Consider the following 20,203-nt stretch of genomic DNA (forward strand, 5'->3'; position numbering starts at 1 on the left):
CCCCGTCCGCCGAGGCCCCATCCGTCGAGGCCCCGTCCGCCCAGGCCTCAGACGCAGTCGTTGGTGACGTCCCAGCAGGTCTCCTCCGGGAAGGGGTCGCCGCCGTCGGACGTGGGCGAGTCGCTTGCCGACGGCGGGGGGTCGTAGGGGTCCGCCGGCGGGTCGTAGGGGGTCCAGGTCGGCGTCCGCGAGCTGTGCCGGGGCGTCGGCTTCGACGTCGGCTTCTCAGGCGCCGTCGTCCTGCTGGACGGGGCCGGCGACGTGGCCGCCGGGGTGGTGGCGCGCGGGGATTCGCCCTTGGCGGGTTCGGCCTCGGCGGCCTTGGAGGGGTCGTCGTCCTGGGAGCGGCTCGGCGTGCCGGAGGGGGAGTGCGAGGCCGTGGGGACGCCGGACCGGCTCTTGCGCGGCTCACCCGGATCGTCCCCGGGGTGCAGCATCGCCGTGGCGGCGGCCGTCAGCAGCACGATCGCGACGGTGGTCGCGATGACCAGGCCCGGCCGCCGAAGGCGGCGCCACGCCTTCTTCGGCCCCGGCTCCGGCTCGGGGTGCACCGGGTCGGCGGTTGGGTCGGCGGTTGGGTCGGCGGCCGGGGTGGTGGCGGTTGGCTCTGCGGCCGGGCCGGTGGTCGGCCCGGCGGTCGGCTCTGCGGTCGAGCCGGCGGCCGGGGTGGTGGTCGGGCCCGGGATCGGCTCCGCCGCGAGGGATCCCGTGGCACTCCCGGTGCCCACGGGGTCGGCGACCGGCAGCGCCTCGGTCTCGTTCACCGTCGGTTTCGGCACGGTGGCCTCGGCGGGCCGAAGCGGTACCCCCGCATGGACGACCGGCTGGTCGGGTTCGTCCGCCGCTCTGGCGCCCGAGGCCGCCGCGCTGACGGCCGCCACACCGGCGGTCCCGGCGGCGCCGGCGCTGGAGGCTCCCGCGCCGGCGGTCCCGGCGGCACCGGCCCCCGCGCTCTCGGCCCCGGTGCCCGAGGCCCCCGCGCCCTCCGCCCCCGCGCTGGCGGCTCCCGCGCTCTCGGCCCCGGCGCCCGAAGCCGCCGCGCTCTCCGTCCTCGCGCTGGCGGCTCCCGCGCTCTCTGGCACGGCGCCCGAGGCCGCCGCGCCCTCCGCCCCCGCGCTGACGGCCGCCACACCGGCGGTCCCGGCGGCACCGGCGCCCGCGCTCTCCGCCCCCGCGCTGGCGGCTCCCGCGCTCTCCGCCCCGGTGCCCGAGGCCCCCGCGCCTTCCGCCCCCGCCCCCTCCGGCCCGGCGCTCTCGGGCTCCGCCCCCTCCGCCTCACGCGCCTCACCCGGCACCGGGGACTCGAGCTCGACAGCGAGTCGCTTGCGGGCCCCGATCCATGCCCTGACCGTGGCCTCGTCACCGCCGCACGCCCGGACGAAGGCCGCCACCAGGTCCTCCCGGGGCAGCTCCTGTCGGTTCAGCGCGCCGGCGAGGGTGGCGCGCGGCAGCACGTCTCCGGCCGCCGTGGCGCGGCGTTCCAGCTCCCGGTAACTCAGGTTCGCCCACTGCCGCAGCTGGCGCATCACCGTCACGAACTGCGCGGAGTCCGTGACGTCACGCGGCTGTGGAATCCTTCCGTCCATCTTCGTCCCCCCGTGTTGTTCGGCCTGTGTCTGTTGTCGGAGCGCTCAGTCATCCTCGGGCCGGTCAAGCGTGGCCCAGCCGCGCATATGCCGTACGACGACATCCCGCACCCGCCGCCGCAGCCGCCGGTCCTCGCCGGGGTCCAGCCCTCCGCCTCGAAGACGGCGTTGTCATGGCCCGTTACGTTACCGGGCGCGCGGCCCGGCCACCTCTGTTACGGCCGGGGCCAGTTGGGCGAGTGCGTCGGCTTCCCGGGTGCCCTCCTCGGCGCCGAAGACGTGCACGACCAGGCCCGTCTCGCCGGGCGCGGCCGGTACGTGCAGCGTCTCGTAGTCCAGGGTGAGCGGCCCGGCCTCCGGGTGCCGCAGCCGCTTGCGGCCCGCCCCGCACATCACGACCTCGCCGGTGGCCCAGATCCGCCGGAAGTCGGCGCTGAGCGCGGACAGTTCGGTGATCAGCGCGGCCAGCTCAGCGTCGTCGGGGTAGCGGCCCGCCGAGACCCGCAGCTGGCCCACGGTCTCCGCCGCCCGGTCCTCCCACTCGGGGAAGACGTCCCGGGAGGCGGGGTCGAGGAAGATGAACCTGGCCTGGTTGCGGTCGCGGCGGGGCGGGTCGGCCAGTCCGCCGACCAGCTCCGCGCCCAGGCCGTTCCAGGCGACCACGTCGAGGCGGTGGTTGGTCGCGAAAGCGGGGAGGCCGCCCATGCCGTCCAGGATCCGCCGCAGCTGGCGGCTGACCCGGGCCTCGGGCGCGGGGCCGCCCCGGCCGCCCGCGAGGGTGGCGAGGTGCCGGCGCTCCGCCGCGTCCAGGCACAGCGCCTTCGCGAGCGCGTCGAGCACCTCGGGCGAGGGCTGGGTGGCCCGGCCCTGTTCCAGGCGTACGTAGTAGTCCACGCTGATCCCGGCGAGCTGGGCCAGCTCCTCGCGGCGCAGCCCGCGCACCCGCCGGCGCCCGCCGCCGGCGAGCCCCACGCGCTCCGGCGCGACGCGTCCCCGGCGGACCCGCAGAAAGCCGCCGAGCGCCCGCCGGGTGTCGCCGATCTCGTCGCCGATCTCGTCGATGCGGCTGCCCACGTCCTCCGACCCCTCTGTGTCCTCCGTGTCCTCCGTACGCATGCGTTCCAGTATGCGTGGCCCTCGCGATACCAGGATCGCCGTTCCCCCGGTCGCCGCTTCCTCCGGTTGAACAGGGTTCTGGCTGTCGCGCCGCCCCCGGGGGAACGTGGCCCCATGACCGAAGCCACACCGCAGCGGCGGAAGAAGATCCTCGTCGTCAGCGCCCATCCGGAATCCCGCTCGCTCAATGCCTCCCTGACCTCCTTCGCGGTCGAGCACCTGCGCGCCGCCGGGCACGAGGTGCGGGTGTCCGACCTGTACGCGATGAAGTGGAAGGCGGCGGTGGACGCCGACGACTTCCCCGGCCGCGCCCCCGACCGGCGGCTGGATGTGCTGGCCGCCCAGGGGGAGGCCACGCTGGAGGAGCGGCTGTCGCCCGACGTCGCGGCCGAGCAGGAGAAGGTCCGGTGGTCGGACGCGGTGATCCTGCAGTTCCCGCTGTGGTGGTTCTCGGTGCCCGCGATCATGAAGGGCTGGATCGACCGGGTGTTCACCTTCGAGTTCGCCCACGGCCCGTCCGTCCCCCCGCCCTACAGCGAGGGCGCCCTGGCCGGGCGACGGGCCCTGCTGTCGGTGACCATCGGCGCCCGGGAGTCGTCGTTCGCCGACCGGGGAATCCACGGGCGGCTGAGCGACGTCCTCTTCCCGCTCCAGCACGGCCTGTTCTGGTTCACCGGCATGGCACCGCTGGAACCCTTCGCGCTGTACGGCTCGCTCGACGTGTCGGACGAGCGGTTCGCGCGGACCCAGCGGGAGTACGGGCGGCGGCTCGACCGGCTCTTCACCGACGAGCCGGTCGCCTACCGCTCGCTCACCGGCGGCGACTACGGCCGCGACATGCGGCTGCTCCCGGGCGCGGAGGCGCCGGGGACGAGCGGTCTCGACATCCACGTACGCCCGCGCGGCCAGCGGGACTCCCGGGACTAGGCCGTGTCCGCCGCGCCTCCAGGGGCGCGCCCCCGCGCCTCGGACCGCTCCTGCGCCGCCAGGACCTCGTCCTTGTACCGCATCGCCCACGCGCCCATCGCCCGCATGGGGACGAGCAGCGCGGTGCCGGCCTCGGTCAGCGCGTAGTCCACGCGCGGGGGCGCCTCCGCGTACGTACGGCGCTCGACCAGGCCGTTGTACTCAAGGCGCCGCAGGGAGTCGTTGAGGACCTTGGGGCTGATCCCGCCGATCCGGGCGACCAGCGCCCGGGGCCGCATCGGGCCGGCGGCGCCGAGGGTGTAGACCACGACGCTGTCCCAGCGGTTCGCGAGCACCTCGAACGCGACGCGGGCCTGGCAGTCCGCGGTGTACGCGGGGTCGGGGTCCTCGTGGGTGGCGTCCTGCGGGCAGTGCGGCTGCTCCATGCGTGCATCATGCCTCATCCGATGGACACCGTGTGGTGTGTGTCGGAATCCCTACAGTCACGCCCTGTCCACTTCACCTCTTCACCTCGGATCGGGGAGCACCATGCGCATCGGCATTCTTGGCACGGGCGGGATGGCCACCACACTGGGCGGGGCCTGGGTCCGCGCCGGGCACGAGGTCCTCGTCGGCGGACGCGACCGCGCGGCGGCCGAGGCGACCGCCGCGCGGATCGGCGCCGCCGGGCACGGCGCGCTCGCCGACGCGGCGGCGTACGGCCCCGCCGTCCTGGCGGCGGTCCCGGCGGACGTGGGGCCCGAGCTGGTCAAAGGGTTCGCGGAGGTCCTCGCCGGCCGTACGGTGATCGACTGCAGCAACCCGATCGTGCCGGGCGACGACGGCCTGGTGCTGTCCACCGGCGCCACGACCTCGATCGCCCGGCGGATGGCGGACGCGGTGCCGGACGCCCGGGTCGTCAAGGCGTTCAACCTCTGCCACGACAGCATCTGGACCCTGCCGCGCCCCGAGTTCCAGGGCGCCCCGCTGGCCGTCCCGTTCTGCGGCGACGACCCGGGCGCGCTCGACCTGACCGCCGCGCTCATCACCTCGATGGGGTGCACGCCCCTCCCGTGCGGCGGGCTGGCCCGCGCGGTGTACGTGGAGGCGACGGCGGCCTTCGCGATCGGGGCCTGGCTGGACGGCGCGGAACCGCGCTTCGCGTTTCCGGTGCCCATGGCGGCGTCGGTGTAGCGGGTGCCGGACGTCTAACCGCCCGAGACGGCGCGGAGTTGCCCGTCGACCCACTCCGCGACCTCTCCCGACGTGATGTCGCCCCCATAGCCCTCGAAGTCCACCTGGGCCAGGTAGGGACCGGCGCGGAAAAGATGTGACCCCCTGAGGAGGCTTCCGGAGGAATAGGATTCCTCCCCTGGCGACGGGTAACTGTCCGCGGAATGGCCCTCCGCTGTGAGTTTCGACCGGAACCGGGCGCCGGCCGCTTTGTCGTCCTTGTATCCGAAGACAGTGACGTCGAGCTTGTAGTCCTCGACCGTGTCATCGGGCTTCTTCTCCTGGCCCACGAAACCGCAGTGCACGCCTGTTTGGCTCCCCGCGGGCCCGCCCACGCTCTTCGCGTTCGGTACCGCCTTGGCGTTCGGGACCCACTCGCTCAGTTTGGGATGCTTCGCGAGGGGATCGCAGAGGTCGGGTACGACGGCGGGTTTTGCCTGAACTCCTGGCGTCTTGGTGCTGTTCTTGTTCTTGTCGGGCGAAGAGCCGCCGTCATCGTCCCCGGAGGTCAGGAGCAGGCTGAGGCCCGCGCCGAGCGCGAATGCGGCGACGGTGGCCACGAGAACCAGGGAGAGCTTTCGCTTCTCTCCTTTCTCTCCTTTCTGCGGCTCGTCCGGGGGCCGCAGGCCGAACGTGCCTGTCGCCGGCTTCGTCGGAGTGGGCGGCACCCCGGTGACGACGCGCGTCTCCGTGCGGGCGTCGCTGCCGGCAGTGGACGCGCACAGCTCGGTCAGACGCTCGTGGACGGCTTCGGCGGTCTGCGGCCGCCGCGCCGGGTCACGCTGAAGGAGTTCCGACACCAGGCGGTTCACGGCTTCCGGGGTGTCGGGGCGGAGGCGGTTCAGCGCGGGTGCCTCCTCGTCGAGTTTGCGGCGGATGACCGACAGGCCGCTCCTTCCGGTGAAGGGCGGCTGTCCGGTGAGGAGGGTGAACAGGACTCCACCGAGCGCGTACAGGTCGGAGCGTTCATCGCCGCGCTCGTCGAGGAACTGCTCGGGCGCCCCGTACAACGCGGTGCCGGCCGGGGTCAGTTCGGTGGTGGAGGCCACGGTGAAGGTGTGGGTGTGGGCGAAGCCGGCGATGCCGAAGTCGACGACCTTGACGCCCCCGTCGGCGGTGAGCATGACGTTCGACGGCTTGATGTCGTAGTGCACGATCTTGGCCCGGTGTGCCGCCACCAGCGCGGCACAGATCTTCCGCGCGATGTCCAGCGCCGGCGCCGGCTCCATCGCCCGCTGGTCGCGCACCCGCTCCGCGAGCGTGATGCCGTCCACGTGCTCCATCACCATGTACCGCAGGCCGTCGTGGACGCCCCGCTCGTAGAGAACGACCACATGGGGGTGGCTGATCTGCGCGGCGGCGATCGATTCCCGTTCGAAGCGCTTCCGCACCTCGGGCGACAAGTTCTCGTCACGGGCGACGAATTTGATGGCGACGTCCCGGTGCAGGTCCCGGTCCCGGCCGACCCACACCTCGCCCATTCCGCCGGAGCCGAGCCGCCTGACCAACTCGTACTTGCCCGCGATCACCGTGCCGCGTTCCATGCCCGCCACCCGCCACCCCTCATGACCTGTTCACGCCCAGACGCTCCAGTGTCACACCACGCCCCCACCGGCGGCCGGTTCCCAGGTCGTGGCCGCCGGGCCCCCACCGGGTCCGCCGGCTCAGTCCGTGGCGAGCCGGTCGAGGGTGCCCGCCTTGATGGCGCGTATGAAGACCCCGAACGTGGCGGGGCGGGTGATGAGTATGGCGTTCGGCGCGTCGCTCTCGCGCAGCCGCACGGTGTGGTTGTCCCCTGTGGCGACGTAGACGCAGTTCCCCGCGTTCGGGCTGTACGACGACTTTCGCCAGTTGTCTGTTGACACGCGTGCTCCTCAGTTCAGATGTCCCGCGCGATGCGGTGAATCACGTCGCGTGACTTTGTGGGCTCAAGCGCGCAGGCTTCCATCCTGGTCAGTACGTTCCGGTACCGGGCCAGTTGCGGCTGGGCGGCCAGGAACTCCGAGCCATGGTCCGAGTCGAGCTGGACGGTGTCGAGTCGCGGCACCTCGCCGCCCAAGTAGATGATGCCCTGCCCGGACATGGGGAAGATCCCCACCCCGAACGGGACCACCCTCAAGGTGATGTTGTCCCGCTCGCTCATCTTGATCAGGTATTCGAGCTGGGCGCGGGCTACCTCCGGCCCACCGAAGCCCATGCGCAGAGCGGCCTCATGGACGATCGCTGTCAGCGGTGTCGGCCGGTCTCCGTACAGCACCGCCTGGCGTTTGATACGGAACGAGACGTGGTGCTCCACCTCGTGCAGCGCCAGCGCCGGCAAGGCGTCACTGATGAGCGCGCGAGCGTGTTCTGTCGTCTGCAGCACCCCGGGCATGTGGAACACGGACACGATCCGCATGTACGTGGCGTGGTGCTCCAACTCGGCGAGGTCGAGCATGCTCGCGGGAAGGATTTCGCGGTACTCCTCCCACCACCCTCGGGTCCGCCCACCGGTCATGCCCGTGAGCGCTTCGATCAGCTCCTCGTCGGTGCACTCGTACAGCCGGGCCAGGGCCCGTACCCGTTCGGCGCTCACCGCGTAGCCGCCCGCCTCGATATTGCTGATGCGTGACTGGGTGGCCCCGAACAGCTCACCGGCCCGGGTCGCGGACAGCTCCACGTTCTCACGCATGCGGCGCAGTTCGGCGCCGAGGCGCCGCTGCCGCACGGTGGGAGGGAGTTTGGCTCGGGCCATCGTTCGTCTCTCCTTGCTCGCGCATACATCAGCCATCACCCGATCGAGGGGTGTTGGGCTGTAAAGAACTTGAGTGATGGACTGTAGCTCAACGCGAATCGTATGGTGTAACTCACACGCTTGGCCGGGGCGTTCCCTTGCTGATCTGTTGGCCGCCCTGTCCAACTCCTCCTCCTGACAGGAGACTTCCATGGCCACCGTATCCCCCCAAGACCCCAGCTCAGCGGCGTTCGAATTCGACCAGGAGGTGTGCGAACTCGTCGTCGACACCGCACCCCGCATGTTCGCCGTGGTCCAGGAATGCGACCTGGAAACGGAACACGCGGACGCGCACGTCGCCGCCTGGGGAATGGCGTACGACGACGGCAGCGCGCATGTGATCGGCATGGGCGGGGCGGTGACGATGTCCCTCGGCTCGCCGGAGCGCGCGGTGTGGCACTACGGGCGCCGTAAGGGGATCTCCGCACGGCTGGTGTGGCTCGACCCGGGGGCGGGTGCCACGTTCACGCGGGCCGAGGTCGCGTGATTCGGTGTCGAATGGATCTGTCGCCCCTTGGTGCGGAGTCCTCGTATCAGGGGGCGGCGGATCAGGTCTGTTCCAGCCTGCATCGCGGCAGTGGGCTGGCTGTGGTCGCCGGTCGGCGGTATGTCGCTCATGCGGTGAAATGCAAACTTCGGATCTTTTGGGTATGACTGAATCGCGCCAAGGGTGCATCCGGCCTATCCGACACCCTCGCTTGCCGTACGGTGATCGGGGCACCCTTGGAGGGCAGAGGACACATGACCACGCAGCCGGTTCACGATGGTGGGGCGCTCATCCCCAGACCCGAGAAGACCTTCCCCGCACTGCGTGCCGCACTCGCGCAGGTTGCGCCCTCCCGCCTCGCCGAGATGACGTCTGAGCGGGACACGGTCTTCACGATGGCCACCCAGTCCAACAGCTTCGGGCCCATCGCCATGTTTCAGCTCAAGTGGGCCACCGTGATCGAGGTCGAGCGGTTTCCCGACGTAGCGCGGCGCCTGCACGCTGCCGAGCACGCTGCTCAGACGCTTGACAAAGAGGACCCAAAGTGGCAGGCGGCCATGGACGAGATCCGGGAGATCATGCAGGCTGCACGAGCCCAGGTTGCCAATGGGTGACTGGGGCTGGGAGTACAACCCAGACGCCCACCACGTCATCGGTGAGACGCCGAATCTCGCCTTCGTCGCTCAGGTCGAAGCACGCGCGGATGAGTTGGTCCGCGCAGCAGCGGCTCTCTACTTGGACGGCTCCGCCTACCAGGGGCAGTCCCCCGGTGTGCAGGAGGAAGTCCTGCCGGGAGGGATGTTCCAGTACCTGACGATCGTAAGACAGGAGCGCTTGTACATCGTCCAGGCAACCCCCTGGCCTCTGTAATCCCGGCGCCGTCGCTCGTTCCCGTACCCGCGTAGGCTGACGCCGGAACGCGTGAACGGGGAGCGGGGCAGTGCGGATAGAGCGACACCAGGTGGGCGAGGCGGCGGTTGCGGCGGCCCGGGAGGGCTTCGCCGACAGGATCGGTTCGATGGTCCACTCCATGTCGAGGGCCGGCCGGATGACCACCTACGAGTGGGAGCTGATCTCCGAGGAGTTCCTCGACGGCCTGGGCGCGCTGTCCGTCGAGTTCCCCGACCTCGACACCCCCGAGGCCAAAGCCCTCCTCGACAACGCCACCGAGGCCGCCGCCGGCGCCGTGGCGTACGCCGCGTACTATCCGCGCCACCACTTCCAGGTTTTCTTGGACTACGTGAACTTCGGGATGAGCTACGACTCCGGGTCCGAGGGCGGCCCGGAGTCCGTCTCCCTGGGCCACTGGCTCGACGCCTTCTGTCTGGCGGTGCTCTCCGACAAGGCGGAGTGGCACGGCGAGGCGTTCCACTTCGCCCGGGGCCCGCTTCAGCGGGGCGGGGCCGGGCGGCCCGACGTGGAGCTGGTCAACGGCTTCATGGCGTATGTCATCGGCGACACGGGGGACGACGACGCGGACTACCCGCCGTCCAGGGAGCAGAAGCTCGCCGCGCTCGACGCCGCGCTCGCCCGGATCGGGGCCCTCGACGGGGCGGGCGGCGGCGGGCTCCTCGGCCGGCCGCAGACCGGCGCGCTGCGCGCGCTGCGCGCCCTGACCGTCGGGGACCGGGATTCCTTCCGCGAGGAACTGGCCGCGCTGCTGCTGGCGCACCGCGCCATGTCGGGCCCGGGCGCCAGGCCGCGCACCCTGCTGCCGCTCCTCCCACTGGCCCTGGCCGCGCTGGCTTGTCGTCGCGAGGGCTGGCAGCCGCCCGTGGACAGCGGGTATCTGCCGCGTGCGCTGGTGACCGGGTTCGAGGCCGCCGGGCCACGGGTGGAGCGTTACGGCCGCAACCGGCGCCCGGACGCGGTCGCGGCGCTGGCCGCCGGGCCGGTGGTGGTCGAGCGGCCCGGGAATCCGAAGGCCGTGCACCCGGAGAGCGAGGCCCTGTTCGAGAAGTACACCAGGGAGGCCCTGGCTCCGGCGGGCGGGGAGCCGCTCTTCGCGGGGGACCTGGCGAGCGCCATGGGCTACCAGGACATCCTCTTCAAGGCCCGTGCCTCGCTCTCCGCCGACGTCACGGACCAGCAGATCGGCAATCTGCGCCTGGCCGCCGAGCTGGGCGCCGCGCTGTTCCGCACCGCGCTCGCCGAGCCCGGCACCGACGTGGCGGTGACGATCGACGGCGAGGCGCTCGTCTACCCCGCCTACCACGGTGACCGGGCGGGGCCGGGGAGCTGGCACACCGCCATGAACTTCGCGCTGATCGGCGGCCGGCGGGAGGAGATCGCCGTGCTCGTCCTCAGCGGGTCGGCCCGCCTGGAGGGGGACGGCTCGGCCTTCGCCTCGTACCGCCGGGCGCTGCACGACTATCTGCGGGGCGTGGACCCCGAACCGGCCACGGACCGCGCTCTGGAGGACTGCGAGAAGGCCAGGACCTGGGGGTTCTTCCCGCCGCCCGCCGTGCTGCTGTCCCAGTTGGTCGAGGGCGACGAGGAGAGCTTCAACCTGGCCCTGGCCGACGCCCTCGAAACCCACCGCGCCCACTACCAGGTCGCCGACCGCGCCGAGGACTCCGACGCGGCGATCAACCTCGACATCCTGGCCCTGGCCTGCCACGCCCGCCGCCGGGGCTGGGCCATCCGGGTCGTCTCCCCGTATCTGCCGCCGAGGCTGCTCACCGGCTGACGTCGCTCACCGGCTGAAGTCGGCGCTGAAGTCGGCGGCGTGGTCGGCGGCGTGGTCGGCCGCCCAGGAGCGGTAGGTGCGGGCCGGCGCGCCGGTGACGGTCTCCACCACCGGGCTGACGGCCGGGGAGGCGCGTCTGCCGGGGAGGGCGGCGGTGGCGGGGTCGCAGGTCAGCGCGCGTACCCGCCCGGGGTGGCCGGCCAGGAGTTGGGACACCACCTGCCGCCCCACATTGCCGGTCGCCCCCGTGACGAGGATCGTCGTGGCGGTCATCCCTTGCTCTCCTTGCGTGTCGCCGAGGTGTGGCCTGTGGCTTCACGATCGGCGGGCCGGACGGGCGGTGCCACCCAGCGGGGGAGAGGCGCGGGAAACCGTCATGGGCGGGCGGGAGGTGACGGATACCGTCACGGCTCGGTCGGCCGCCGCCGGTCCGGGTCGCCGGCCCAGGCCGCGAGTTCGGCGCGGATACGGCGGTCCATGGCCATCGACAGCTCGGCGTCCACCACGCCCTTGGCCATCGGCCGCAGCTCCTCCAGCGTCTCGCCGATCCGGGACGGGGGCTCGGCCAGGACCGTGGTGCGCAGGAGGGTGGCGAACACCTCGGCGATCGCGTCCACATGGCGGCGCAGGTCGCGGGCCGCCTCCAGGACGGCGGCCAGCGGCAGACCCCGGTCGACCAGATCGCGGGAGACGTCCAGCAGACGGCGGCTGACGTGGACCAACTGGTCGCCGTCCACCGCGAGATAGCCGAGGTCGAGCGAGGCGGCCAGGTTCTCCGGCGTCGCCTCGCCCCGGAAGTAGTCGGCCAGGGCCTCCGGGGTGAGCCGGACGGGGGTCTCCTCGGACCAGGCGGGGACGGGGATGGGGGCGGGCCGCACGCCGAGGAGTTCGGCGACGTCGCGGGCGCCGCCGTCGAAGGCGGCGAGGAGTTCGGCGATGCCGCCGAGGGTGTGGCCGCGCTCCAGGAGGGCCGCGATCGTCCGGAGCCGGGCCAGGTGGTGGTCGTTGTACCAGGCGATGCGGCCCTCGCGGCGCGGCGGCGGGATGAGCTTGCGCTCCCGGTAGAAGCGCAGGGTGCGCACGGTGATCCCGGCCTCCTCGGCCAGTTCCGCGATGCGGTATTCACGGTTCCGCTCCGGGCCGCTTGGTTCCGGCCCGGCCGGGCTGTCCGGTTCCGGCCCGTCCGGCGCTTTGGGGTCTTCGCTTGTCGCCACCTCGGCAGCCTATGCCGCGCCGGCGCGCCCGAACCGCCGGTAACTTCCCTCCGTCCGGCCCCTACCGCTCGGTAGCTCCCTGTCCTACCCTCCAACTGTGCCAGTAATTGCTGGCACGGTTCCGAGTGTTGTGGGAGGCGGCCACATGACTGGCGCTGAACTGACGCGAGAGCACGTACGGGTGGCGGTGATCGGAGCCGGCTTCGGCGGTCTTGGGGCGGCCGTGCGGCTGCGCCGGGCGGGGATCACCGACTTCGTGGTCCTGGAGCGGGCCGGGGCGGTCGGAGGCACCTGGCGGGACAACACCTATCCGGGCTGCGCCTGCGACGTGCCCTCCCACCTGTACTCCTTCTCCTTCGCGCCCAACCCCGAGTGGCCGCGCAACTTCTCCGGGCAGCCGCACATCCGCGCGTATCTGGAGCGGGTCACCGACACGTTCGGCCTGCGGCCGCACCTCCGCTTCGACGCCGAGGTGCGGGCCCTGCGCTGGGACTCGCGGGCGCTGCACTGGGAGATCGACACCGCGTCGGGCCCGCTGACCGCCGATGTCGTGGTCAGCGCCACCGGGCCGCTGTCCGACCCGAGGATCCCCGACATCCCCGGCCTGGCCGGCTTCCCCGGCGCGGTCTTCCACTCCTCCCGCTGGGACCACGGCTACGACCTGCGCGGCAAGCGGGTCGCGGTGATCGGCACCGGCGCCTCCGCCATCCAGATCGTGCCCGCCATCCAGCGGGAGGTGGCCCGGCTGACCCTCTTCCAGCGCACCCCGGCCTGGGTGCTGCCGCGCATGGACCGCCGTATCTCGGCGGCCGAACAGTGGCTGCACACCAAGGTCCCGGCGACCCGCGCGCTGCGGCGGGCGGCGCTGTGGGCGGTCCGGGAGCTCCAGACGGGCGCCTTCACCAAGCGGCCCGACGCGCTGCGGCTGGTGGAGCGGGTGGCCCTGCGCCACATGCGGCGGGCCATCGACGACCCGGCCCTGCGGGCGCGGCTGACCCCCGACTACCGGCTCGGCTGCAAGCGTGTCCTGCTGTCCGGCGACTACTACCCGGCGCTGGCCCAGCCGCACGTCGATGTCGTCGCGGCCGGGCTGAAGGAGGTGCGCGGCTCCACGCTCGTGGCCGCCGACGGCACCGAGACCGAGGCCGACGCGATCATCTTCGGCACCGGCTTCCACGTGACCGACATGCCGATCGCGCGGCGGGTGACCGGGGCGTACGGGACCACGCTCGCCGAGGAGTGGCGGGACGGCATGGCGGCGCTGCGCGGGACGAGCGCGGCGGGCTTCCCGAACTTCCTGACCATCATCGGGCCCAACACGGGCCTGGGGACCAGCTCGATGATCCTCGTCATCGAGGCACAGCTCGCGTATCTGGTCGACTTCATGCGGCAGTTGGACGTGCTGGGCGCCGGCGCGGGCGGAAAGGTCGCGCTGGACGCGCGGCCCTCGGCGGTGCGCGCCTGGACCGACCGGATGCGGGAGCGGCTGAGCCGTTCGGTGTGGAACGTGGGCGGCTGCGACAGCTGGTACTTGCAGGACGGGCTCAATACGACGGTGTGGCCGGGGACCACGACGGAGTTCCGCAGGGCCACGCGGCGGGTGGACGTGACCGAGTACCGGGTGCTGAGGCCGGAGCGGGAGGCACCACCCGACACCGCGCGGGACACCGCGCTAGACGCGGACGCGGACGCGGAGACGGGCTCGGGCACGGGCACGGGCTCGGGTGCGGTGGGCGCGGGTTCCGGCGCGGGGCGGAGGGCGTGGTGAGGCGCCGCCCTGCGCGGCTCCTCGCCACGGGGCCGTACGCGCCGCCCACCGCCGTGAGCGAACTGTCCGTCGTCTCCGCCGACGGCTCCCGCCTGCACGCCGAGCTGCACGGCCCCGACGGCGCCCCGGCCGTCGTGCTGGTGCACGGCTGGACCTGCTCGACCGCCTTCTGGGCCCCCGTCGTCCGCGAGCTGGCCGCCGATCACCGGATCGTCCTCTACGACCAGCGCGGCCACGGCCGCAGCCCGGCCGTCGGCCCCGGCGGCTACAGCACCCACGCGCTCGCCGACGACCTGGCGGCGGTGCTGGAGCAGACGCTCGCGGCCGGGGAGCGGGCCGTCGTGGTGGGTCACTCCATGGGCGGCATGACGCTGATGGCGGCCGCCGACCGGCCGCAGCTGCGCGAGCGCGCGGCGGCCGCGCTGCTGTGCAACACCGGCGCCTCCCGGCTGACCGCCCGGGGCCGGGTCGTGCCGCTGCGCGGCGAGCGCCTGCGCACCCGGGTGCAGGGCGCCCTGCTGGGCTCCAGCGCGCCGTTCGGGCCGGTCACGCCGCTGTCCAAACGGCTGCTGAAGTACGTGACGATGGGCCCGGCGGCCGACCCCGCGCTGGTGGCGGCCTGCGCGGGCATCGTGCACGCCTGCCCCAGGGCGGTGCGGGCCGCGTGGGCGCGGGTCATCGGCGAGCTGGACCTCGAAGCGGAGGTGGGGCGGCTGGCCCTGCCGACCGCCGTCCTCGCCGGCACCGCCGACCGGCTGACCCCGCCGGAACACGCCCGCTCGCTGGCGGCCCGGCTGCCCCGCTGCGCGGGCCTCACGGAACTCGACGGGCTCGGGCACATGGCACCCCTCGAGGACCCGGCGGCGGTGAGCCGGGTGATCCGCGACCTGGTGGCGACGTACGGGCGGGAGGCAGCAGGGCAGGACGTAGAGCGGACAGGCGGGGCCGGGACCGGGACAACCAAGGAGCCGACGACATGAGTGCGCGCGGGAGTCTGGAAGGCAGGGTCGCCGTCGTGACGGGCGCGGCGCGGGGCGTGGGGGAGTCGCTCGCGCGCAAGCTGTCCGCGCGCGGGGCGAGGCTGGCGCTGGTCGGGCTGGAGCCCGACGGGCTGCGGCGGGTGGCGGCGGGCCTCGGCACCGAGGCCGCGTACTGGCACGCCGATGTCACCGACCACGAGGCGATGGCCCGGGTGGCCGGGGAGGTCGCCGAGCGCTTCGGCGGGGTGGACATCGTCGTCGCCAACGCCGGGGTGGCCCAGGCCGGTCCGTTCCCGGACACCGACGAGGCGGCCTGGCGGCGCGTCATCGAGGTCAATCTGCTGGGCAGCGCCACGACCGCCCGCGCGTTCCTGCCCGCGCTGCTGGAGAGCCGTGGCTATCTGCTGCAGATCGCCTCGCTCGCCGCGATCACGCCCGCGCCGATGATGTCCGCGTACTGCGCGTCCAAGTCCGGGGTCGAGGCGTACGCGCACTGTCTGCGCGCCGAGGTGGGCCATCGCGGGGTACGGGTCGGCGTGGCCTACCTCAGCTTCACCGACACCGACATGGTGCGCGGCTTCGAGCGGGACGACGTGCTGCGGGAGCTGCGGGGCAGGCTGCCCTGGCCCGTCAACCGCACCTGCCCGCTCGGCCCGGCCACCGACCGGCTGGTGGCCGGGATCGAGCGCCGGGCGACACATGTGTACGGGCAGTGGTGGCTGCGCGGCATGCAGCCGGTGCGGGGCGTCCTGCCCGTGCTGATCGGCACCCTCGCGCAGCGCGACATGCGCCGCTACGAGCAACGGCTCGCGGCGACGCGCGAGCGGCGTACCGGGCTGGTGGGCGCGGGCGGCGAGGCGGATGACAAGGCGCGTGGCGACAAGGCGCGGAGCGAGCGCCCATGAGAGCCCATGGTCGAAATGCGGCGTACGTCCCCGCATGTCACGCTGGTCGGGCCCATCCTCCGCCACCCCCTGAGGAGTGACACCGATGGCCAGCAAGGACCAGTTCAACGAGAAGGCCCGGCAGAGCAGGCGCAAGGCGCAGGGCGACCGGACCGAGGAGGCGCGGCCCGGCCGGCAGTCGCAGCAGCCCCGGCGCGAGCAGCCGCCGCGCGAGACCGGCGGGCGCCCGGCCCGGGAGCGGGAAGAGGGCATCGAGGACCAGGAGCCCTTCGAGGACATGTGACCATGTGACCTCGGCGGGGCCCAGGGGCGCGTCCGGTTCGCGGACGCGCCCCACCCGCGTACGCCCTGTCTCGTACGCGGGTGGGATCTACGCGGGTGGGATCGGGGCTCAGCCGCTTCTCGGCGGCAGCTTCGGGCGCCGCAGGTCCGGCACGTCCGAGTAGTCCGGTGGCGTCGCGGCCGGGTGCCGCTCCAGCAGGTCGAGCGCCGTGCGCACCGCGACCCCGAGCTGCGGGTGGCGGCCCTCCGCCCAGTCCAGCGGCGAGCGCGGCGCCTCGATGTCCGGCTCCACGCCGTAGTTCTCGACCCCCCACCCGTACGCGTCGAACCAGGCCGCGTTCATCGGCACCGTGATCGAGGTGCCGTCCCCCAGCTCGTGGTGACCGGTCATGCCGACGACGCCGCCCCAGGTGCGCAGGCCCACCACCGGGCCGATGCCCTGGATCTTGAAGGCCGCGGTGATCATGTCGCCGTCGGAGGAGGTCATCTCGTCGGCGACCGCGACGATCGGCCCGCGCGGCGCGTTGCTGGTGTACGAGACGGGCTGGGCGTGGCGGGTGAGGTCCCAGCCCATGATGACGCGGGTGAGCTTCTCGACGACCAGCTCGCTGATGTTGCCGCCCGCGTTGCCCCGTACGTCCACGATCAGCGCCGGGAACGACATCTCGCGGCGCACATCGCGGTTGAACTGGGCCCAGCCGGAGCCGCCCATGTCGGGGATGTGCAGATAGCCGCACCGCCCGTCGCTCAGCTCGCGCACCACCGCGCGCCGCTTGGCCACCCAGTCCTGGTAGCGCAGCGGCCGGTCGTCGATGAGCGGCTGCACCGCGACCCGGCGCGGCGGGCCCTCCCCGTCGGCGGGCAGGAAGGTGAGCTCGACCGTGGTGCCGCCGGCGGCGGTGAGCAGCGGGTAGGGGCCGGCCACCGGGTCCACCGGGCGGCCGTCGACATGGGTGAGTGTGGCGCCGTCGCGGATCCCGGTGCCGGCGAGCGGCGAGCGTGCCCGGGAGTCGGAGGACTCGCCGGGCAGGATGCGGGAGACGATCCAGGCGCCGTCCTTGGTGCGCGCGAAGTTGGCGCCGAGCAGTCCGATGGGGCGCTGGTAGTGGCCCGGGCCCTCGTTGCGGCGGGCCGGGATGACATACGCGTGGGAGGTGCCGAGTTCGCCCTGGACCTCGCGCAGCAGATCGGCGAACTCGTCGGGGGAGGCGACCCGTTCGACCAGGGGGCGGTACTGGGCGAGCGCCGCGTCCCAGTCGACGCCGCACATGCCGGGCTCCCAGTAGTAGGCGCGGGTGATCCGGCCCGCCTCGTCGTACGCCTGCCGCCACTCGGCGGCCGGGTCCACGGTGTGCTGGATCCGCCGCATGTCGATGTGGACGGTCGAGTCGCTGTCGGCGCTCTCGGTGGCGGGCACCGCCCGCAGATCGCCGTCGTCGTTGACCACCAGGCGGGTGCCGTCGCCGCTGACCTCGAACCAGTCCAGCTCGCCGGTGAGTTCGGTGCGCTTGGCCTTGACCAGGTCGAAGTGTTCGAGGGTGGGGCGGGAGGAGGTCTCGGCCGGGTTGGCGAAGGTCTCGCCGAGCGCGCCGGAGATGGGCCAGCGCAGCCACACCAGCCCGCCGCCGCTGACCGGGCGCAGGCCCGAGTACTTGGAGGCGGCCACCGGGAAGGCAGTGACCCGGCTGGACAGCCCCTCCACCTCGATCGTGACCGTGCCCTCGGTGTCCCCCTCGCCCTCGCCGTCCAGGTCGAGGCCGCCCGCGGCCGGGCGGCCCTCGGGGGAGAGCGCGAAGGGGGAGGGGGTGGCGGAGGACAGCGGTACGAGGTAGGGGCGGCAGCCGAGCGGGAAGGACAGGTCGCCGGTGTGCACGTCGTAGACCGGGTCGAAGCCGCGCCAGGACAGGAACGCCAGATACCGGCCGTCGCGCGTGAAGACCGGCTCCTCGTCCTCGAACCGCCCGCTGGTCACGTCCACGACCGTCCGGTCCGAGAGCCGTGCGATCTTTATCTGGCGCAGGGTGCGGCCGATGCCGGGGTGCGACCAGGCCAGCCAGCCGGAGTCGGGGGAGAAGGCCAGCTCGCGCACCGGGCCGTTCACCGACCGGATCAGCTCGCTGACCTCGTCGCCGCCCTCGTCGCCGCCCTCCTTGCCGCCCTCGGGCGTGCCGGCTTCCGGCGAGGTGTCGATCAGCAGCAGCCGCCCGTCGTGCGAGGCCACCGCGAGCCGGGTGCCGTCCGGCGACGCGACCATCTCGCGCACCCGTCCGAGCCGGCCCGAGGCCAGCCGCCGCCGCTCCTCCGGGCCGCTCGCGCGCGGCAGGTACGCGATCTCGACGGCGTCCTCGCCCCCGGCGTCCGTCACATACGCCACCCGCCCGCTGTCGCCCAGCATCTCCGGCAGCCGCACCCGCACCCCGGGGGTGTCGGCGAGGGTCCTGGCGGGGCCGTCCCGGTGGGTCAGCCAGTACAGGCTGCCCCGTACGCACACCGCGCTCGCCCGGCCCGTGGTGTCCACCGAGAGGCCGTTGATGTGGGAGGAGGCCGGGACCTGGTACGGGCGCCGCCCGGTGCGCGCCCCGCCGAGCCGCACGTCGAGACGGCGCGGCTCGGCGCGCGGGCCCAGGTCGTCCACCAGCCACAGATCGCCGGCGCACTGGTAGACGACGCGCGAGCCGTCGGTCGAGGCGTGCCGGGCGTAGAAGTCGGCGTGGTCGGTGTGGCGCCGCAGGTCCGAGCCGTCGGGCAGACAGGAGTAGAGGTTGCCGATGCCCTCGTGGTCGGAGAGGAAGGCGATCCGGCCCGCGACGAACATGGGCGAGTCCAGGTGCCCGTTCAGCTCCGGCACCAGGCGCGTGCCGTGCAGCCACAGCCGGCCCGTCGCGCCGCCCCGGTAGCGCTTCCAGGAGGCGGGCTCGTGCGGGGGAGTGCCGGTCAGCAGCAGGGTGCGGCGCTCGCCGTCGAAGTCGGCGACCGCGATGCCGGAGACCGGGCCCCAGGGCAGCTGTCCGCCGGGGCTGCCGTCGGTGGGCAGGCTGTAGGCCCAGGAGAAGTACGAGAACGGCTGGCCGTGGGAGGAGACGGCCAGGATCTGGGAGGCGCCGTCCTGGTCGGGGGGCGTCCAGCCGCAGACCCGGGCGTCGATGCCGCCCCAGTACGTCAGCCGGCGCGCCGGGCCGCCGTCGACCGGGACGAGATGGATCTCCGGGTCGAGGCTGCGCCAGGTCGTGTAGGCGATGTGGGAGCCGTCGGGGGAGAAGCGCGGGTGCCCCACCCGGGTCCGGTCGACCGTCAGCCGCCAGGCCCGCCCGGGGGGCTCGCCGGGCGCGGGCAGCGGCGCGACCCACAGGTCGTCCTCGGCGGCGAAACAGAGCAAGTCGTCGTGCAGATGCGGGAATCGGAGATAAGCGCCGGCGGCCGGGCCCCGGGTGTTCGACAGACCATCACTCACCTGACCATCCTTCCGGGACCACCCGTTCGGGGCAACTCGGTCTTGTGACGCATCCCACGACCGAAACGGGCCCGTTTCGCGCGATGCTCCGCCGAACTGGGCGTACCCTTGTGGTGTACGAAACCGTTTCGTTCGTGCGCTCGCATGTTCGGGAAGGAGGGCATGATGCAGGCAGTGGACCGACGCCGCAGCAGGCTGTCCCCCGAACGGGAGAGCGAGCTGTACGAAGCCGTCATGGACCTGCTCACCGAGGTCGGCTACGACGCGCTCACCATGGACGCCGTCGCGGCCCGTACCCACTCCAGCAAGGCCACGCTCTACCGGCAGTGGAAGGGCAAGCCGCAGCTCGTCGCCACCGCGCTGCGCCACTCCAAGCCCGTCTCGCTCGACGACATCGACACCGGCTCGCTGCGCGGCGACCTGCGCGAGATGGTGCGGTGCGGCGACGAGGCCCGGGAGCGCGACGCGGCCCTGCTGCGCGGGCTGGCCCTCGCCGTCCACCACAACCCCGATCTGCTCGAGGCGCTGCGTGAACTGATGGTCGAGCACGAACTCGCCGCCTTCGAGAAGGTGCTCGGGCGGGCCGTCGAGCGCGGGGAGGTCGCCCCGGACCGCCCCGCCCTCCACTACACCGTGCACATGCTGGTGGGCGCCTTCACCACCCGGCCCCTGGTCGAGGCCAAGGAGGCGGACATGGCCTACCTCTTCGACTACATCGACGCCGTGATCCTCCCCGCACTCGGCGTGCCGTCCCCGGCCTCCCCGGCCTCCCCAGCCTCTCCGGCCTCCCCGGCCTCCCCGGCCTTCCTCTGA

The 20,203-nt window shown here is 73.1% G+C and carries 19 protein-coding genes; 10 read left to right on the plus strand and 9 right to left on the minus strand.

Features of this window, described 5'->3' with window-relative positions; translation table 11 throughout:
* Positions 1 to 47: 47 nt before the first annotated feature.
* Both BBH68_RS41980 and BBH68_RS17635 read right to left on the minus strand, forming a co-directional pair.
* Complete coding sequence (locus BBH68_RS41980) at positions 48 to 1,586, minus strand: transcriptional regulator (RefSeq protein WP_065963516.1); 1,539 nt, start codon at positions 1,584 to 1,586, stop codon at positions 48 to 50.
* A 186-nt stretch (positions 1,587 to 1,772) separates the two neighbouring features.
* On the minus strand, positions 1,773 to 2,702 hold the full coding sequence (locus tag BBH68_RS17635; RefSeq protein ID WP_079151047.1) for a helix-turn-helix transcriptional regulator: 930 nt from the start codon (positions 2,700 to 2,702) through the stop codon (positions 1,773 to 1,775).
* A gap of 114 nt (positions 2,703 to 2,816) precedes the next feature.
* Here BBH68_RS17635 and BBH68_RS17640 point away from each other — a divergent pair, with 114 nt between their 5' ends.
* Positions 2,817 to 3,629 carry an NAD(P)H-dependent oxidoreductase gene (locus tag BBH68_RS17640; protein WP_065963518.1) on the plus strand — a complete coding sequence of 271 codons (813 nt, stop codon included), beginning with the start codon at positions 2,817 to 2,819 and terminating at the stop codon, positions 3,627 to 3,629.
* On the opposite strand, the gene BBH68_RS17645 is transcribed toward BBH68_RS17640, so the two are convergent.
* Positions 3,626 to 4,054, minus strand: a complete 429-nt coding sequence (locus tag BBH68_RS17645) for a winged helix-turn-helix transcriptional regulator (RefSeq protein WP_065963520.1) — start codon at positions 4,052 to 4,054, stop codon at positions 3,626 to 3,628. The two genes, BBH68_RS17640 and BBH68_RS17645, sit on opposite strands and share 4 nt — an antisense overlap.
* Positions 4,055 to 4,157: 103 nt before the next feature.
* Here BBH68_RS17645 and BBH68_RS17650 point away from each other — a divergent pair, with 103 nt between their 5' ends.
* Positions 4,158 to 4,802: an NADPH-dependent F420 reductase gene (locus BBH68_RS17650; protein ID WP_065963521.1), complete on the plus strand. Its 645-nt coding sequence runs from the start codon at positions 4,158 to 4,160 to the stop codon at positions 4,800 to 4,802.
* 14 nt (positions 4,803 to 4,816) lie between these two features.
* On the opposite strand, the gene BBH68_RS17655 is transcribed toward BBH68_RS17650, so the two are convergent.
* The 3 genes from BBH68_RS17655 to BBH68_RS17665 all read right to left on the minus strand — a co-directional run bounded on the left by BBH68_RS17655 (position 4,817) and on the right by BBH68_RS17665 (position 7,575).
* Entirely contained in the window at positions 4,817 to 6,385 is a 1,569-nt protein-coding gene (locus tag BBH68_RS17655) for a serine/threonine-protein kinase (RefSeq protein WP_141713016.1), read from the minus strand.
* A gap of 120 nt (positions 6,386 to 6,505) precedes the next feature.
* Positions 6,506 to 6,706, minus strand: coding sequence for a DUF397 domain-containing protein (locus BBH68_RS17660; RefSeq protein WP_065963525.1), 201 nt, complete (start codon positions 6,704 to 6,706; stop codon positions 6,506 to 6,508).
* A 14-nt stretch (positions 6,707 to 6,720) separates the two neighbouring features.
* The gene (locus BBH68_RS17665; RefSeq protein ID WP_065963528.1) at positions 6,721 to 7,575 is read right to left on the minus strand and encodes a helix-turn-helix domain-containing protein; all 855 of its coding nucleotides are present in this window, start codon (positions 7,573 to 7,575) and stop codon (positions 6,721 to 6,723) included.
* Between the two features lie 190 nt (positions 7,576 to 7,765).
* Here BBH68_RS17665 and BBH68_RS17670 point away from each other — a divergent pair, with 190 nt between their 5' ends.
* The 3 genes from BBH68_RS17670 (at position 7,766) to BBH68_RS17685 (ending at position 10,790) form a co-directional block, all read left to right on the plus strand.
* A complete protein-coding gene (locus tag BBH68_RS17670) occupies positions 7,766 to 8,101 on the plus strand; it encodes a hypothetical protein (RefSeq protein ID WP_065963530.1) in 336 nt (111 codons plus the stop codon).
* Positions 8,102 to 8,355: 254 nt separating this feature from the next.
* On the plus strand, positions 8,356 to 8,715 hold the full coding sequence (locus BBH68_RS17675; protein WP_065963532.1) for a hypothetical protein: 360 nt from the start codon (positions 8,356 to 8,358) through the stop codon (positions 8,713 to 8,715).
* A 404-nt stretch (positions 8,716 to 9,119) separates the two neighbouring features.
* Entirely contained in the window at positions 9,120 to 10,790 is a 1,671-nt protein-coding gene (locus BBH68_RS17685; protein WP_425428820.1) for an immunity 49 family protein, read from the plus strand.
* Between the two features lie 6 nt (positions 10,791 to 10,796).
* Here BBH68_RS17685 and BBH68_RS44500 read toward each other — a convergent pair whose 3' ends face one another.
* The gene (locus BBH68_RS44500) at positions 10,797 to 11,063 is read right to left on the minus strand and encodes an NmrA family NAD(P)-binding protein (protein WP_065963539.1); all 267 of its coding nucleotides are present in this window, start codon (positions 11,061 to 11,063) and stop codon (positions 10,797 to 10,799) included.
* 131 nt (positions 11,064 to 11,194) lie between these two features.
* The gene (locus tag BBH68_RS17695; RefSeq protein ID WP_065963541.1) at positions 11,195 to 12,004 is read right to left on the minus strand and encodes a MerR family transcriptional regulator; all 810 of its coding nucleotides are present in this window, start codon (positions 12,002 to 12,004) and stop codon (positions 11,195 to 11,197) included.
* A gap of 145 nt (positions 12,005 to 12,149) precedes the next feature.
* Between BBH68_RS17695 and BBH68_RS17700 the strand changes: the two genes are divergently transcribed.
* The 4 genes from BBH68_RS17700 (at position 12,150) to BBH68_RS17715 (ending at position 15,940) form a co-directional block, all read left to right on the plus strand.
* On the plus strand, positions 12,150 to 13,772 hold the full coding sequence (locus BBH68_RS17700; RefSeq protein WP_065963545.1) for a flavin-containing monooxygenase: 1,623 nt from the start codon (positions 12,150 to 12,152) through the stop codon (positions 13,770 to 13,772).
* Positions 13,769 to 14,752: an alpha/beta fold hydrolase gene (locus BBH68_RS17705; protein ID WP_065963547.1), complete on the plus strand. Its 984-nt coding sequence runs from the start codon at positions 13,769 to 13,771 to the stop codon at positions 14,750 to 14,752. The genes BBH68_RS17700 and BBH68_RS17705 overlap by 4 nt, the downstream gene beginning before the upstream one ends.
* Positions 14,749 to 15,657 (plus strand): SDR family oxidoreductase, encoded by a 909-nt coding sequence (locus tag BBH68_RS17710; protein ID WP_065963549.1) that lies wholly within the window; start codon positions 14,749 to 14,751, stop codon positions 15,655 to 15,657. Before BBH68_RS17705 ends, BBH68_RS17710 begins: the two co-directional genes overlap by 4 nt.
* A gap of 85 nt (positions 15,658 to 15,742) precedes the next feature.
* Positions 15,743 to 15,940, plus strand: coding sequence for a hypothetical protein (locus BBH68_RS17715; protein ID WP_065963551.1), 198 nt, complete (start codon positions 15,743 to 15,745; stop codon positions 15,938 to 15,940).
* A gap of 108 nt (positions 15,941 to 16,048) precedes the next feature.
* Here the strand turns inward: BBH68_RS17715 and BBH68_RS17720 are convergent, their stop codons facing one another.
* Positions 16,049 to 19,390 (minus strand): S41 family peptidase, encoded by a 3,342-nt coding sequence (locus tag BBH68_RS17720; protein ID WP_065963553.1) that lies wholly within the window; start codon positions 19,388 to 19,390, stop codon positions 16,049 to 16,051.
* Between the two features lie 162 nt (positions 19,391 to 19,552).
* Between BBH68_RS17720 and BBH68_RS17725 the strand changes: the two genes are divergently transcribed.
* Positions 19,553 to 20,203 (plus strand): TetR/AcrR family transcriptional regulator, encoded by a 651-nt coding sequence (locus BBH68_RS17725; RefSeq protein ID WP_065963555.1) that lies wholly within the window; start codon positions 19,553 to 19,555, stop codon positions 20,201 to 20,203.

This window comes from Streptomyces sparsogenes (assembly GCF_001704635.1).
GTDB lineage: Bacteria > Actinomycetota > Actinomycetes > Streptomycetales > Streptomycetaceae > Streptomyces > Streptomyces sparsogenes.